Below are 15,364 nucleotides of genomic sequence, written 5' to 3'. Positions count from 1 at the left end.
CCACAATCGCCCGCCCTGTCCGGTGCGCCGCCCATGTCCGTGCTGCTTCGACTCGTCGCGATCCTGCAGATCGCCGGTGGTTTCTACGGCCTCGCCGGCACGCTGATGCGCTTGGCCTCCGGCGGCGCCGGCGGTGGCGCGGTGCTGGTGCTGGTGATCGGCCTGCTGCTGTCGACGTTCGCGATGATCGCCGGCGTGCTGCTGCTCGAAGGCGACGCGCTCGGCGAGCGCCTGTCGCGGATCGCGCTCGCGCTGCAGATCCCGGTCATCGCCACGCCGTGGCTGAGCTACGCCTGGCACGCCGGCGCCACGGTGCCGCTGCAGTTCCGCTTCGGCCGCAGCGTGGTGGTCGACCTCGACTGGTCGCTGCCGTCGGAGGCCTTCCGGCTCGCACTGGCCGGGCCATCGACCGCAGCGCTGGGCGTCAACCTGCTCGCGCTCGTGCTGTGGCTGGTGCTGCGCGTCTCCCGTCGCTGAGCGGCGCCGCAACACCAGCTCCCGCGTGAGGGCCAGATGGGCCAATTGGGGTATATTTCCCCATGCCCGCCGCAGGAGCGACCGCGATGACGATGTCCCTCAAGCTCGACGCCCTCGATGCGCTGCCGCGCACGCCGGCCTCCGATGTCAAGAAGCTCGGCTGGCGCGGCGTGATGAAGACCATCGCCCGCGGCGGCAAGGTCGTGGTGACCAATCACAACACGCCCGAGGCGGTGATCCTCTCGGCCGAGGAATACGGCGCGATCCTGCGGGCGCTCGACGCCGCCGGCGCGGCGCAGCGTTCGGCGCTCGACACCCTGCGCACACGTTTCGACACGCGCCTGGCCGCCCTGCAGGCCGACGATGCCGGCGCGCGCCTGCGTGACGCGATGCGCGGCCCCGCGCGGCTGCGCGGCAAGGTCAAGGCCGGCGCGACCTGCTGAGCGTGGCGCGTCCGGTCCTCTACGTGCTGGCCGGCGTCAACGGCGCCGGCAAGAGTTCGGTCGGTGGCCATCTGCTCGAACGCGCCGGCATGACGTGGTTCAACCCCGACACCTTCGCGCGCGAACTAGCCGCCGCGACCGGCTGCTCGATGCCCGAGGCGAATGCGGAAGCCTGGCAGGAAGGCATGCGCCGGCTCGACGTCGCACTGGCGAACGGCTATAGCCATGCATTCGAGACCACGCTCGGCGGCAACACCGTGCCGGCGCGCATCGCCGAGGCCGCGCGCACCCATGACGTGCTGATGTGGTTCTGCGGTCTGTCGTCGGCCGAGCAGCACATCGCGCGCGTGCAGGCGCGCGTCGCGGTCGGCGGTCACGACATTCCCGAAGCCAGCATCCGCGCGCGCTGGACGCGCGCGCGCGAGAACCTGATCGCGCTGATGCCGGTGCTCGCGCAGCTGCAGGTCTACGACAACAGCGTCGAGGTCTCGCGCGGAAACGCAGTGCCCGATCCGATGCTGCTGCTGGAAATGATCGACGGCACGCTGGTGGCGCCGGGTGCGGATGATCTGACGGCGCTGGCGAAGACGCCGGAGTGGGCGAAGCCGGTGCTGGAGGCAGCGTTGGATTTCTGAGAATCGACGTGGCTAAGTCGCCAAGCACCTGTCATTCCAGCGGTTTTCAACAGCCGAATGGCTGGTCAGGCTGGAATCCATTTTGATCTTGCTTGGTATCTCGAGACGCTTTCACTGGAGCGAACCGCTTTCGCTGGAACATCAACCCGTTTACGGGCCGTCTGCACCGCAAAAATGGATTCCGGCTTTCGCCGGAATGACGGGCAAGAGCGATAGCCTCAGCGCGCGCGAGACGCCGGCGCCTCGCCCGCGTCTTCCCGCACCGCCGCGCCCGTATCCACACTGACCTCCACCGACATGCCGGGCCGCAACCGCGCCGCCAGCGGCTGATCGCGATCCACCGCGATGCGCACCGGAATCCGCTGCGCGATCTTGACGAAGTTGCCGGTCGCGTTGTCCGCGGGCAGCACGCTGAACTCCGAACCGGTCGCGGGTGAAATGCGTTCGACGCGACCGGTCAGCCGCGCCCCACCAAGGGCGTCGACGGTGAAGCTCGCCGGCTGGCCGACGCGCATGTCGACCATCTGCGTTTCCTTCATGTTCGCCAGCACCCAGACATCGGCCGGCACCACCGCCATCAGCTGCGTGCCGGCGTTGACCAGCGCGCCCTGGCGCACGGTGACCTGGCCGAGCAGGCCGTCGTCGGGCGCGACGATGCGCGTGTTGTCGAGATCGATCTTCGCCAGCCGTACCGCGGCTTCGGCGCTGGCGACGGCGGCTTCCAGACTCTCGCGGTTGACGTCGACGCTGCGCGCGTCCTGCTCGGAAATGTCGAGCGATGCGCGGGCCTGCGCGGCGGATGCGCGTGCCTGCGCATTGCTGGCACGGGCGAGATCGCGGTCGTGTTCGGAAATGAGTTTCTGCGCGGCGAGCTGTTCAATGCGGCGCAGGTCGATCGCGGCGACGTTCGACTGCGCGCGCGTGGCGGCGATGTCGGCGGCGCTGCGGGCGATGCCGGCCTCGGCGCTGCGCCGCGACTGCGTGGCGTTCGCCAGTGCGGCCTGCTGCACGCGCAGATTGGCTTCTGCCTGTTCGAAGCGCTGGCGGTAGATGCGGTCGTCGATCGTCACCAGCAGCTGGCCGCGCGTCACTGCCTCGAAATCCTGCACCGCGACCTCGGTGACGTAGCCCGAGACCTGCGGCGCGATCAGCGTCACGCGGCCGCGCACGGTGGCGTTCTCGGTGCTCTGCACGCTGCTGCCGAACGGCGGCAGGCGCCAGGCGTAGAGCACCAGCAACACGCCGGCCAGTGCGACCGCGGCGAACGCGGCGATCTGCAGCACGCGTCGACGACGCGACGGTGCGGCCGGCTGTTCGGGGGGCGGTGTCGGGGCGGGTGCGCTCATGCGGAATCCGGTGCGGCGGAAGAGGGTGGCGATGCGGGCGTTGCCGGCGCGGCGCGCAGACGCGTCCAGACCCGCGACGCGATGATCCACACCAGCGTGCAGAACGCGATGAAGGCGATCAGCAGGAAGACATCGTTGTAGGCCAGCACATTGGCCTCGCGCGTGGCTGCACTGCCGAGCGCGCGCACCGCGAGTGCGTTGCGCTGCGCGGGATCGGCGATGCTGGCGGCGTAGCCGTTCGCCGTGGCCTGCACGCGCGCGGCGACCAGCGGATCGAGCAGGGTCAGGTGTTCGGTCAGCACGCTGGAATGGAACTTCTCGCGCATCGTCTGGAACGTGCCCAGCAGCGCGGAGCCGAGCAGGCCGCCGAGGTTCTGGGTCATGCCGAACAGCACGACGAAACTGATCAGGTTGCGCGGCTGGCTGATCACCGGCCCGATGCCGGCGATCAGCATCGGCCCGAGGAAGAACGTGCTGCCGAACGCGAGCAGGAACTGGCTCACGTACATCTGTTCGGGCCGGGTCACGTTGCTGGCCTGCGCGTCCATCAGCGCGCCGGTCATCATCAGCGCCAGCGAGATCAGCACCGGTTGCCAGGTCTTCGTCGGATCGATCGTCAGCGCGCTTGTCGCGAGCCCGGCCACGCTGCCGACGAGCACGATCACGAACAGCGTGCGCATCTGCTCGTTGCCGAGGCCGAGCGCCTGCAGGAAGCCGACCGCGCCGGTCGCCTGCTCCGACAGCACGATGCGGATCAGCACGATCGCCAGCGCCAACCGCAGCATCGAGCCGGTCGCGAGCCAGCGCGTATTGAGCAGCGGCCGCGCGCGGAAGTGTTCGATCGCGATCGCCGCCGTCACCAGCACGAACGAACCCGCCAGCGCCCAGCCCAGCCACGCGGTTTCGGTCCACCACGCGAGACGGCCCTGCGCGAGCACCGCGGTCAACAGCGCGATGCCGGGCGCGAACAGACCGAAGGTCACGAAGTCCAGCGGCTCGAAGGCCTTGTGGCGATCACCGGGCGGCAGCTTCAGCAGCAGCACGCCGCCGAGCGCGACCAGTGCGAGGCCGAGTTCAAACATGTACAGACCGCGCCATTCGCCGAACTCGAGCAGATCGGTCGAGAACACGCGTGCCAGCGGCAGCGCGAGCTGCGCGACGCCCAGGCCGATCACCAGGCCGCGCAGACGATGCCTCTGCGGAAACGCCTGCAGCATGTAGTACAGGCCCAGCGTATTGAGCGCCGCGCCGGCGATGCCGTGGCCGGCGCGCACCGCGATCGCCGAGCCCAGATCGTTGACGAACAGATGCGCCAGCGTGATCAGCGCATAGAGGATCAGGAACGCCTCGGTGAACAGCCGCAGGCCGAACTGCTGGCGGAACTTCACCAGCAGGATGTTCATCGACACGTTGGTCATCACGTAGGCCGCCGGCAGCCACGCGATCTCCGACGCGTACGCGCCCAGCGCGCCTTGCAGGTTGACCAGATTCGCGGTGACCAGCGCGTTGCCCAGACCGCCGGTCATCGCGACGATGAAGCCGACGATGCCGAACGCGATGCGGCGCCGCGTGGAATGCAGCGGCGTCGAGGGCGAGCCCGGCATCATCGGCCGCTCGTGCGGCGCCCAGTCGCGCGGCGCATAGCGATGCGCGCGCACGTTCGCGGACGGCGGGGAAACGGGCGGGACGCGCGACATGACGCCAGTCTGGACCCGGGTCCAGCCAGCGACAAGACGACCGGTGGACCGGTCCGTTACACCGCGCCGCGCGCCGCGGATCAGGTCGGATTCAGTGGCCGGCGACGCGTGACGCCCCCGGCTTGTCGTGCACGCCGAGCCGTTCGACCAGTGTCGCGCTCGCGGCATTGAGGCCGAGCACCTCGACGTCGACGCCGCGTGCGCGCAGCTTCATCACCACGGTATCGAGTGCGCCGATCGCGCTGAGATCCCAGAAGTGCGCGTGTGTCAGGTCGATCACCACGCGCGGCACGGGTTCGAGCAGATCGAAGGCATCGCCGAACGCATTGGCCGATGCGAAGAACACCTGGCCGCGCACGACGTAGCGGCGGGTGCCGTCGGCGTCGCTCGAATCCTCGACATCGAGCAGCCGGCCGACGCGCCGGGCGAAGAACAGCGCCGACAGCAGCACGCCGGTCAGCACGCCCTTGGCGAGATCGTGCGTCGCCACGGTGACGACGACGGTACTGAGCATCACCACGCTCGATCCGGGCGGATGCCGGCGCAGGTCCCGCAGCGACCGCCAGCTGAAGGTGCCGATCGAGACCATGATCATCACCGCGACCAGTGCGGCCATTGGAATCATGCCGACCCACGGTCCGGCGAACACCACCAGGGCCAGCAGCACGGTGCCGGCGACCAGCGACGACAGCCGCCCGCGGCCACCGGATTTCACGTTGATCACCGACTGGCCGATCATCGCGCAGCCGGCCATGCCGCCGAGGAAACCGGTGGCGATGTTGGCCGCCCCCTGGCCCACGCATTCGCGGCGCTTGTCGCTGGGCGTGTCGGTCATGTCGTCGACGATGCGCGCGGTCAGCAGTGATTCGAGCAGGCCGACGACCGCGAGCGTCGCCGACACCGGCAGCACGATACGCAGCGTCTCCAGCGTCCACGGCACATCCGGCAACAGGAACACCGGCAGGCTGTCGGGCAGCGCGCCCATGTCGGACACGGTGCGCACGTCGATGCCCATTGCGGCGACGAGCACCGTCATCGCGACGATCGCCACCAGCGGCGACGGCACCGCGCGCGTGATGCGGGGCAGGCCGTAGATGATCGCCAGCGCCGCCGCGCACAGCGCGTAGACCGTCCACGGCATGCCGATCAGTTCCGGCAGTTGCGCGGCGAAGATCAGGATCGCCAGTGCGTTGACGAAGCCGGTGATCACCGAGCGCGACACGAAGCGCATCAGCGATGCGAGTTTGAGCACGCCGGCGAGGATCTGGAACGTGCCGGCGAGCAGGGTCGCGACCAGCAGGTACTGCAGGCCGTGGTCGCGCACCAGCGTGACCATCACAAGCGCCATCGCGCCGGTAGCGGCGGAGATCATCGCGGGTCGGCCGCCGACGATCGCGGTGACCACGGCCATCGAGAACGAGGCGTAGAGACCGACGCGTGGATCGACGCCGGCGATGATCGAGAACGCGATCGCTTCGGGAATGAGTGCGAGCGCGACGACGAGTCCGGCGAGCACGTCGCCGCGGATGTTGCCGAGCCATTGCTGGCGCAGCGGAATCTTGGAATGCATGGGAAAGCCCTGACGGGGCCGGACACGCAGCGGTGTCCGGCAGGATGACGGTGCATGGCATAGCGCGGCGTCGCCCGGTGGGCGGCGCGGAAACGGCGGCTATGGTGGCGTGGTCGTCATCGAAGGGCAGGGCGGGTGACGCGAAGGCGCGCAGTCTAGCGCAGGCGGGCGGCGCTCAGTCCTCGCCGATGTCCTCGTTCCAGACGTCCGGGTGCGCGGCAATGAAGCCGCCGAGCAGGTCCACGCACTCCTGGCTCTGCATGTCGATGACCTCGACGCCGGCCTCGCGCAGCCAGTCGATGCCGCCCTGGAAGGTCTGCGACTCGCCGACGACGACGGTGCCGATGCCGAACTGGCGCACGAGGCCACTGCAGTACCAGCACGGCGCGAGCGTGGTGACCATGATCGTGTCGCGGTAGCTGCGCTGACGGCCGGCCTTGCGGAAGGCATCGGTCTCGCCGTGGATCGACGGGTCGCTTTCCTGCACGCGGCGGTTGTGGCCGCAGCCGAGCAGGCGGCCGTCCTGGTGATACAGCGCCGCGCCGATCGGGATGCCGCCTTCCGCGAGGCCCTGCCGGGCTTCGGCGATGGCGGTGTCGAGCAGGGCGCGGTAGTCGGGCGTGGCGATCATGCAGGCGGTCATCGGAACATCGGGCCCGCGAGTCTGCCTGCCGCATCCGTCGCGGTCGAGTGTGAGACGCCGCGGCAACTTCTTAACGAGCGCGTGGCAGAATCCGTGGCCCCCAAAAGCGCGATGCAAGAACACCTATGGAATGGCTGTCCGACCCCACGATCTGGATGGGGCTGGCGACCCTGGTAGTCCTCGAGATCATTCTCGGCATCGACAACCTGGTGTTCATCGCGATTCTCGCCGACAAGCTGCCGCCGGAGCAGCGCGACAAGGCCCGTGTGATCGGCCTGTCGCTGGCATTGCTGATGCGGCTGGTACTGCTGGCGCTGGTGGCGTGGATCGCGGGCCTGATCACGCCGTTGTTCACGGTCTGGGGCAACGACTTCTCCGGGCGCGATCTGATCCTGCTGATCGGCGGCGTGTTCCTGCTGTTCAAGGCGACGATGGAGCTGCACGAGCGGCTCGAGGGCCAGCAGAGCCAGACGAGCACCAAGCGCGTCTACGCCTCGTTCGGCGTCGTGCTGACCCAGATCGTCGTGCTCGATGCGGTGTTCTCGCTCGACTCGGTGATCACCGCGGTCGGCATGGTCGAGCACCTCGGCGTGATGTACGCGGCGGTCACCATCGCGATGGCGGTGATGCTGCTCGCCAGCAAGCCGCTGACGAACTTCGTCAACAAGCATCCGACCGTCGTGGTGCTGTGTCTGGGCTTCCTGCTGATGATCGGTTTCAGCCTGGTCGCCGAAGGCCTGGGCTTTAAGATTCCGAAGGGCTATCTGTACGCGGCGATCGCGTTCTCGATCCTGGTGGAGGCCTTCAACCAGTGGTCGCGCTTCAATCGTGAGCGCCACGCGCAGCAGCTGCCGTTCCGCCAGCGCACCGCCGATGCGGTGTTGCGCCTGCTCGGCACGCGCCCGACCGCGCACGTCGAGGACGGTGCGATCGAGGTGCCGCAAGGCGAGGGTGAGGAACGGCTCGAAGCCGCCGAACACGACATGATCCGCAGCGTGCTCACCCTTGCCGAGCGCCCGGTCTCGAGCGTGATGACCGTGCGCAGCGACATCGAGTGGATCGACGCGACACGCGGCATCGAACACGCGACCGCGCGCCTGATCGAATCGCCGCATACGCGCCTGCTGGTCTGCAACGGCGAGCTCGACCAGATGCTGGGCATCGTGCAGAGCGGCGATCTGCTGTCGAGCGTGCTGCAGGGCCGCGCGCTGAACGTCACCGATTTCGTGCGCGAACCGCTGGTCGTGCCCGAGGGCACGTCGACGCTGCGCGTGCTCGAGCAGATCCGCGCGCACCCGATTCCGCTCGCGGTCGTCGTCGACGAATACGGCAGCCTCGAGGGCATGGTCACCGCGAACGATCTGCTGGCGACGATCGCCGGCGATCTGGTCGACACCCAGGACGCCGACTACGCGGCGAGCCGGGGCGACGACGGCATCTGGCTGGTCGACGGCTCGATGTCGCTGCAGGATCTGGAGCAGACGACCGGCATCGTGCTACCTCGCGAGGCGACCTACGTCACCCTGTCGGGCCTGGTGCTGCACCTGCTCGACCGCATGCCGGTCGAGGGCGATACGGTGACCGTGGGCTTCTGGCAGCTGCAGGTCGAATCGCTGGAACGGCGCCGCGTGGGCAAGCTGCGGATCGCGCCGGTCGCGGATGAGGGATAATCGGGCCATGAGCGACGAATCCAGCAAGCCCGGCACCACCCATTTCGGTTTCCGCGACGTCCCCACCGGGGAGAAGCAGAAGCTGGTCGGCGAGGTGTTCTCCTCGGTCGCAGGCAACTACGACCTGATGAACGATCTGATGAGCCTCGGCATCCACCGGGTGTGGAAGCGCTACTTCGCCGCGACCGCGCAGGTGCGCACCGGCGACCGCGTGCTCGATCTGGCCGGCGGCACCGGCGACATCGCCGCGCTGCTCAAGCCGCGCGTCGGCGACTCCGGCGAGCTGGTGCTCGGCGACATCAACGCCTCGATGCTGCGCGTCGGTCGCGACCGCATGACCGACCGCGGCAACGTGCGCGGCTTCGAGTACGTGCAGTGCAATGCCGAGACGCTGCCGTTCCCGGACGCGAGTTTCGATCTGGTGACGATCGCCTTCGGCCTGCGCAACGTGACCGACAAGGACGCCGCGCTGCGCGAAATGCTGCGCGTGCTGAAAGTCGGCGGCCAGGCGCGCGTGCTGGAATTCTCGGAAGTGAAGGCGGACTGGTTCAAGCCGATCTACGACTTCCATTCCTTCCAGATCATGCCGCGGCTGGGCAAGCTGTTCGCGCGCGACAGCGACAGCTACCAGTACCTGTCGGAATCGATCCGCAAGCATCCGCCGCAGGATGCGCTCAAGGGCATGATGGAAACGGCGGGTTTCGCGCGCTGCAGGTACCGCAACCTCAGCGGCGGCATCGTCGCGATCCACGACGGCTACAAGGCCTGAGGTCGTAGCCCCGCTTCTCGGGCAGAAGCTGCTGCGACCGTCGCCCCAGCGGACGCTGGGGCCTATGTTCGCGTCGAGCCGGATCAGGATGGGCTCCAGCTGTCGCCGGGGCGACGGCGGCATTGCGATTGCGGCGATGCCCGGGTGCAGTCCCGACTTCAGCCGGATCGCAAGCGCCTTTTCAGTCTCCCGAAGTTCCCCCATCCGCCGGCGACGCCGCGGCCAGCGCACGCCATTGCGGCATCAGGTGCAGGGCACCGACGCGCTGCAGATAGTCGTGATCGACTTCGGTGCCGTTGACCAGCGCCGAGGCGACGTGCACCGCGCCGGTGATCCAGAACGCGCCGGACATGCGCGTCGGATGCTGGTGATAGGCGACGGCTTCGACGATCGGCGTCGGCAATCCCCACAGGCCCAGCAGATACGCGCCGGCGATGCTGGGCGGCACGTCGCCGAGACTGTCGGGCGGCAGCAGACGGCCGACGTCGGCGAGCAGGCCCGCGGTCGCGGCCACGCCGGCGCCGCTGCCGGGCAGGATCTGGCCGGCCAGCCACGACGTGCGCAATGCGCGCTCGCGCATGCTGTCCATGTCCGGACCGGAGGCGAAGACTTCGCTGGCCAGCACCAGCCGGCGCAGCGCGTCCTGTCCCAGGCGCACGACCGCGGTGCGCAGGTCGCCGATCTCGCGGCCGATCGCGTAGTACGCGGAATTGCTCAGGCGCAGCACGCGCGCGGCCAGCGCCGGATCCTGGGCGATGATCGCGGTGATCGCATGCGTGCCGGCATCGGGATCGCGCAGCAGGCGGGTCAGCGCGAGGTACTGCTTCGGCGCCGACGGCAATGCACCGATGCGTTCGATCGCGCGCTTGAGCTGTGCGTCGTCGAGCAGGTGCTGCAGGTCGAGCACGCCCTTGACCGCGTCGATGACGGTCTGCGCGTCCAGCGGCTCGGGCAGCACGCGATGCGCATGCTCGAGCGCATCGACCGCGCGCGCGTTGTCGCCGGCCTCCATCAGCACGATGCGCACCGCATGCGGATGGCGCACGCGCACTTCGTTGAGCAGCAGGCGGCAGCGGCTCCAGCCGCTGTCGGCGGTGCACACCAAGGCATCGGGATCGAGATCGGCGGCCGAACCGGTCGCGCCGTCGCCGAGCGGCAACCAGCTGACCCGCCAGTCCAGACCGCGCGTGGCGATCTCCGCCTGCAGGCGTTCGACCTCGTCACCGCGCTCCCACGCTACGACCAGATGCACGGTGACTCCTTGCGCGATGGGAAGAGGCGGGATGATAGCAACGCGTCGCGTCCGCGCTCAGCCGGATGCGGCATCCAGCGGCAGCTGCAGCACGATGCGCGTGCCCGAGGGCGAGGACGTTTCGTCGAACCGCAGTCGCGCCAGCGCCGCGCGCTCGCGCATCGCCGTGCGACCGAAGCCCGGCGCGGCGGCGAGATCGTGGCCGCGGCCGTCATCGGCGATCGACAGCACGAGCACGTCGTCCTGCCGGAACAGATCGAGCCGCACGCAGCGCGCACCGGCATGGCGCAGCGCGTTGGCCAGTGCTTCCTGCGCGATCCGGTAGGCGGCGATCTCGGCGTCCGGCAGCGCGCGCGGCAGCGCGACATCGGCGTCGAAGCGTACGTCCATTTCGCCGCGCGGCACGCCGTCGGCGAGTCCCTGCAGCGCGGCCGGCAGGCCGTGGCTCGCGAGCGCCGGTGGATGCAGGCCGTGCGATACCGCGCGCACGCGCGCCAGTGCCGCCTCGGCGAGCACGACGACGTCGTCGGCGAGGGTTTCGCGCGGGTCTTCGCCCAGCGCCTGCGACAACGTGCGTGCGCTCATGCGCAGTGCGCTGAGGATCTGGCCGAGGTCGTCGTGCAGATCGCGGGCGAGCGCGCGCCGTTCGGCGTCGATGCGGTCCATCCAGTCGGGCGCGCGCTGCGTCATGAGGTCATTCGATCCTGGCGATGGTCGCGCGCCGGCGTTCGTAGCCGGCCAGCCAGTGGCCGAAGTCGGCCAGCGGCAGTGCCTGCGAGTAGTAGAAACCCTGCACCTCGTCGCAGCCGAGCTTGCGCAGGAAATCCGCCTGCGGCGCCGATTCCACGCCTTCGGCGGTGACCTGCATGTCGAAGTTGCGCGCGATCAGCAGGATCGAGCGCACGATCGCCGCGTCGCCGCGATCGTCCATCACGTCGCGCACGAAGCTGCGATCGATCTTGACCCGGTCGACGGCGAGGTGATGCAGCATCGACAGCGAGGCGTAACCGGTGCCGAAGTCGTCGTAGGCGGCCTTGACGCCACGCTGGCGCAGCGCCTGCAGCGTCGCCGCGGCGGCGCCGTCGTCGCGCAGCGCGATGGTCTCGGTGAGTTCGAGTTCCAGCGACGACGGCGGCAGGCCGCTGCCGCGCAGCGCCGAATCGACCTCGTGCAGGAAATCCTCGTGGCCGAACTGCGACGGAAACAGGTTCACGCTGACCGTCATCGCGTGGCCGTCGACCTTCGGCCATGTGGCCGCGTCGCGGCAGGCGCGGTCGAGAATCCACCAGCCCACGGTCGCGGCGATGCCGCTCATCGCCAGCGCTTCGATGAAGCTCACCGGCATCAGCAGGCCGCGCTCGGGATGGCGCCAGCGCAGCAGCGCTTCGGCGCCGGTCGGGCGGCCGGTCTCCAGATCGATCTGCGGCTGGTAGTGCAGTTCGAATTCCTGCTCGCTGGCAGCGCGGCGCAGTTCCAGGTCGAGCCGGCGGCGGTCGATCGCCTCGGTGCGCATGCTCGGCTCGAAGCGGCGCAGCATCTGCCCGCGGCTGCGCTTGGCGTAGTGCATCGCCAGCTGCGCGCGCGCGACCAGTTCCAGACTGTCGGTCGCGCCGTCGTCGTCGGGCGTGCCGGGAATCAGTGGCCCGGGGCTCGCATCGTCGTCGGCCGCATCGAGCAGCACGCCGACACAGGCGTCGAGATGCACGCGGTGCATGTCGACTTCGCAGGGCTGGGCGAGGTCGAGCAGGATCGCGTTGAGCAACGCTTCGGTCGCGCGCGGCTTCTGCCCGTTGACCGACAGCGCGATTGCGAACTCGTCGCCGTCCAGGCGTGCCAGGAACGCGTCGACCGGCAGGCGTGCGAGCAGGCGCGCGGCGACGACCTGCAGCATGGTGTCGGCCATGCCCGGACCCAGCGTCACGCTGATGGAGCGGAAGTTGTCGAGCCCGAGCACGGCGACCGCGGTCGGCACCTGCTCGGCGCGGCGCGTATCGAGCGCACGCAGCAGGCCGGCGCGGTTCGGCAGGCCGGTCAGCGGGTCTTCTTCGGCACGGGTCGCGTCGAGCAGGGCCTCGACGTAGTCGGACATCGCTTCGTCGTTGGGCGGTGTACTCATGCCGCTTCGACGACCACGTCGGGCACCGCCGCGGCGATGCGCGTGTGCAGCCACGCCAGCGCGTCGCGGTAAGCCTCGGCGCCGCGGCCGGTGAGCGGCGCGTTGCCGGCGATGCTGCGCGCATCGCGCAGACGCGTGTCGACCGGAATCGCGTCCGACCACACCAGGCCTTCGTAGCCCGCATAGAGATGTTCGAGACTCTGGCGGCCGCTGCCGGTGCGGCCGTCGTAGAGTGTCGGCAGGATCGCGCGCACCAGCGGCCGCTTGCGCGAACGCTCGACCATGTCGGCGGTGCGCAGCATGTCGGCCAGGCCGTGCAGCGCCAGCGGATCGGTCTGGGTCGGTACGACGAGGCAGTCCGCGGCGGCCAGCGCATTAACCATCAGCAGGCTCAGCGTCGGCGGGCAGTCCAGCAGCACGTGGTCGTAGAGGGCCGACACGCCGGCGAGCGCGCGCTGCAGCGCCATGCCCAGGCCCGGCTGGGTCGCACTGCGACGCTCCAGCGTGGCCAGCGCCGGCTGCGCGGCGACCAGACGCAGACGTTCGATGGCGGTGGTGCGCGACAGGCCGTCGAGCGACGGCGTCTGCGCGACGAAGACTTCGTGGGTGCCGATCGGTGGCGGCTGGCGCGGCACGCCGAAGGCGCGGGTCATCGAGGCGTGCGGATCGAGATCGACCACCAGTACGCGCGCGTCCCCGGCGAGGTTGCGCGCCAGGCACAGCGTGGTCGTCGTCTTGCCGACGCCGCCCTTCTGGTTCGCGATCGCCCACACCCGCACGTCAGTACGCCCCTGCCGCGGGATCGGCGGCGTCGGTCGGCGCGGCGGCCACCGCGACCGTGGCCGCGGACTGCGGCACGGCGTCGGGCCCCTGCGGCGCGGCGAGGATCACGAGCATGACGCGGCGATTGGCATTGCGACCTTCCACGGTCGCATTGTCCGCGATCGGCTGGAATTCGCCATAGCCCACCACGCCCAGTCGCGACTGGGCGATGCCCTCGGCCGCGAGGATGTGGACGACGCTGGCTGCGCGTGCGGTCGACAGCTCCCAGTTCGACGGGAACGCGGCCGTGCGGATCGGCTGGTCGTCGGTGTAGCCCTCCACGCGCATCGCATTGGGCACGTCGCGCAGCACTGCGGCGACCTTGCGGATCGTGGCGCTCGCGGTCGTGCTGGGCGCGGCGACGCCGCTGGAGAACAGGATGTCGCTCTGGATCTCGACTTCCAGATAGTTGTGTCCGCGGCGCAGCGTGACCAGGTTCTTCTGCACCAGATCCGACAGTGCGGCCTGCAGGTCGCGGCCCAGCGAGACCAGCTCGCCTTCGCCCTCGCGCTCGCCACGGCCGGTGCCGTCGAACTGGCCGCCCTGGGCCTGCGATTGGGGACCGGTCGCGTAGCGCGGCATGTCGATGGCCTGCTGCAGACGCTGCTGGATCATCGAACTTGCCGGCGCCGGACCGTTCTTGGCGGCGGCGGTCATCAGCGACGGCCGGTCGTAGGACGAGCCCAGGCGCTGGGTCTTGCCCAGCTGCAGCGGACTCATCGAACGCGGCGGTCCACCGAAGGCCGCATTGAGCGAGTCGGAGACCGCGCGGTACTTGCCTTCGTTGACCGAGGAGATCGCGTACATGACCACGAAGAACGCGAGCAGCAGCGTCACCAGGTCGCCGTAGGGGATGGCCCAGGCTTCATGGTTGGCGTGTTCTTCGTGGACGTGCTTCCTGGCCATGGGTCAGTGCACGTAGCCGGCCAGGCGAGACTCGATGTTGCGCGGGTTCTCGCCCTGGGCGATCGCGATCAGCCCCTCGACGATCATCTCGCGCTCTTCGGTCTGCGCGTTGATCAGCGCCTTGAGCTTGTTGGCCATCGGCAGCAAAAACAGGTTGGCCGCGCCGATGCCGTAGATCGTCGCGGTGAACGCCGCGGCGATACCGCCACCGAGCTTGCTCGGATCGGCGAGGTTCTTCATTACCGCGATCAGGCCCAGCACCGCGCCGATGATGCCCAGCGTGGGTGCGTAGATGCCCATGCCCTCGAATACCTTGGCCGCGGCCAGGTCGCCCTGGCTCTGGTGGTGCATGTCGGTTTCGAGCACGGCGCGGATCGAATCGGGCGCGATGCCGTCGACGACCATCTGCAGGCCCTTCTTGGTGAACGCGTCCTTCTGCTCGGCGACCTGCGACTCCAGGCCCAGCAGACCCTGCTTGCGCGCGGTGTTGGCCCACTCGACGAGGCTGGCGAGAATGGCGGCACGGTCCTGGGACGGCGGCTTGAACACCCATTTGGTGATCTTCATGGCCCGCTTGAAGGTCACCAGACTGGTCTGCAGCAGGATCGAGGCGACGGTGCCGCAGATCACGATGACGAACGCGGCCGGCGACCACAGGCTGGACAGACCCGCACCTTTCAGCACGCTGCCGATCAGCAGCGCGACGAGCGCGAGGATCACACCGATGACGCTGAGCTTGTCCATGGAGTCGTTAACGGTCGCGTTGGGGATTTCTGAAGAGGGGATGTGCACACGGGCACGCCCCGGCATCGGGCCTCCGGGGCGACGGATTTCCGTCGGCGGGGGTCACGGGGAGAGGGGATGCAAGAGACGGGCCGCGGGGCGGATCACACGCGGCGGATGGATCCAGCCTGCGTCCGCAAGCGGCGGGACGGCGTCGGTCCGCTCAAGCTTTGAGGTCGAGCCAGGAACGAGGACTGACGTCCTCACACCCTCACGCGTCACCGGCTGACGGCAA

Annotated in this window: 15 protein-coding genes; 5 read left to right on the top strand and 10 right to left on the bottom strand. The window is 69.2% G+C overall.

The window, feature by feature from the left end:
- Window positions 1-33: 33 nt before the first annotated feature.
- The 3 genes from AC3A5T_RS00290 to AC3A5T_RS00280 all read left to right on the top strand — a co-directional run bounded on the left by AC3A5T_RS00290 (window position 34) and on the right by AC3A5T_RS00280 (window position 1,555).
- Window positions 34-477 (top strand): hypothetical protein, encoded by a 444-nt coding sequence (locus AC3A5T_RS00290; protein ID WP_487626837.1) that lies wholly within the window; start codon window positions 34-36, stop codon window positions 475-477.
- A gap of 86 nt (window positions 478-563) precedes the next feature.
- Window positions 564-920: a type II toxin-antitoxin system prevent-host-death family antitoxin gene (locus AC3A5T_RS00285; protein ID WP_487626836.1), complete on the top strand. Its 357-nt coding sequence runs from the start codon at window positions 564-566 to the stop codon at window positions 918-920.
- A gap of 2 nt (window positions 921-922) precedes the next feature.
- On the top strand, window positions 923-1,555 hold the full coding sequence (locus AC3A5T_RS00280) for an ATPase (RefSeq protein ID WP_487626835.1): 633 nt from the start codon (window positions 923-925) through the stop codon (window positions 1,553-1,555).
- 218 nt (window positions 1,556-1,773) lie between these two features.
- On the opposite strand, the gene AC3A5T_RS00275 is transcribed toward AC3A5T_RS00280, so the two are convergent.
- The 4 genes from AC3A5T_RS00275 to AC3A5T_RS00260 all read right to left on the bottom strand — a co-directional run bounded on the left by AC3A5T_RS00275 (window position 1,774) and on the right by AC3A5T_RS00260 (window position 6,799).
- Complete coding sequence (locus AC3A5T_RS00275; protein ID WP_487626834.1) at window positions 1,774-2,901, bottom strand: HlyD family secretion protein; 1,128 nt, start codon at window positions 2,899-2,901, stop codon at window positions 1,774-1,776.
- The gene (locus AC3A5T_RS00270) at window positions 2,898-4,598 is read right to left on the bottom strand and encodes an MFS transporter (RefSeq protein ID WP_487626833.1); all 1,701 of its coding nucleotides are present in this window, start codon (window positions 4,596-4,598) and stop codon (window positions 2,898-2,900) included. The genes AC3A5T_RS00275 and AC3A5T_RS00270 overlap by 4 nt, the downstream gene beginning before the upstream one ends.
- A gap of 91 nt (window positions 4,599-4,689) precedes the next feature.
- Window positions 4,690-6,168, bottom strand: a complete 1,479-nt coding sequence (locus tag AC3A5T_RS00265) for a SulP family inorganic anion transporter (protein WP_487626832.1) — start codon at window positions 6,166-6,168, stop codon at window positions 4,690-4,692.
- Between the two features lie 175 nt (window positions 6,169-6,343).
- Window positions 6,344-6,799 carry a nucleoside deaminase gene (locus AC3A5T_RS00260; protein ID WP_332079701.1) on the bottom strand — a complete coding sequence of 152 codons (456 nt, stop codon included), beginning with the start codon at window positions 6,797-6,799 and terminating at the stop codon, window positions 6,344-6,346.
- A 137-nt stretch (window positions 6,800-6,936) separates the two neighbouring features.
- On the opposite strand from AC3A5T_RS00260, the gene AC3A5T_RS00255 reads away from it, so the two are divergent.
- A complete protein-coding gene (locus tag AC3A5T_RS00255; protein ID WP_487626831.1) occupies window positions 6,937-8,481 on the top strand; it encodes a TerC family protein in 1,545 nt (514 codons plus the stop codon).
- 7 nt (window positions 8,482-8,488) lie between these two features.
- On the top strand, window positions 8,489-9,250 hold the full coding sequence (ubiE, locus tag AC3A5T_RS00250) for a bifunctional demethylmenaquinone methyltransferase/2-methoxy-6-polyprenyl-1,4-benzoquinol methylase UbiE (protein WP_332079271.1): 762 nt from the start codon (window positions 8,489-8,491) through the stop codon (window positions 9,248-9,250).
- A 181-nt stretch (window positions 9,251-9,431) separates the two neighbouring features.
- Here ubiE and AC3A5T_RS00245 read toward each other — a convergent pair whose 3' ends face one another.
- Genes AC3A5T_RS00245 through AC3A5T_RS00220 form a run of 6 tightly spaced genes read right to left on the bottom strand, consistent with a single transcriptional unit; the run spans window position 9,432 to window position 15,090 of the window.
- Entirely contained in the window at window positions 9,432-10,502 is a 1,071-nt protein-coding gene (locus AC3A5T_RS00245; protein ID WP_487626830.1) for an HDOD domain-containing protein, read from the bottom strand.
- Window positions 10,503-10,559: 57 nt separating this feature from the next.
- Window positions 10,560-11,192: a sensor histidine kinase gene (locus tag AC3A5T_RS00240; protein WP_487626829.1), complete on the bottom strand. Its 633-nt coding sequence runs from the start codon at window positions 11,190-11,192 to the stop codon at window positions 10,560-10,562.
- Window positions 11,193-11,196: 4 nt separating this feature from the next.
- A complete protein-coding gene (locus AC3A5T_RS00235) occupies window positions 11,197-12,618 on the bottom strand; it encodes a putative bifunctional diguanylate cyclase/phosphodiesterase (RefSeq protein WP_487626828.1) in 1,422 nt (473 codons plus the stop codon).
- The gene (locus AC3A5T_RS00230; protein WP_487626827.1) at window positions 12,615-13,397 is read right to left on the bottom strand and encodes a ParA family protein; all 783 of its coding nucleotides are present in this window, start codon (window positions 13,395-13,397) and stop codon (window positions 12,615-12,617) included. The genes AC3A5T_RS00235 and AC3A5T_RS00230 overlap by 4 nt, the downstream gene beginning before the upstream one ends.
- 1 nt (window position 13,398) lies before the next feature.
- Complete coding sequence (gene motD / locus AC3A5T_RS00225) at window positions 13,399-14,346, bottom strand: flagellar motor protein MotD (protein ID WP_487626826.1); 948 nt, start codon at window positions 14,344-14,346, stop codon at window positions 13,399-13,401.
- A 3-nt stretch (window positions 14,347-14,349) separates the two neighbouring features.
- Window positions 14,350-15,090 (bottom strand): flagellar motor protein, encoded by a 741-nt coding sequence (locus tag AC3A5T_RS00220; RefSeq protein WP_487626825.1) that lies wholly within the window; start codon window positions 15,088-15,090, stop codon window positions 14,350-14,352.
- Window positions 15,091-15,364: the final 274 nt, after the last annotated feature.

The sequence above is a fragment of the Luteimonas sp. Soil_C_16 genome (genome assembly GCF_057657295.1).
The sequence above is the reverse complement of the archived record's forward strand: the minus strand, read 5'-3'. Positions and strand labels throughout refer to the sequence as shown.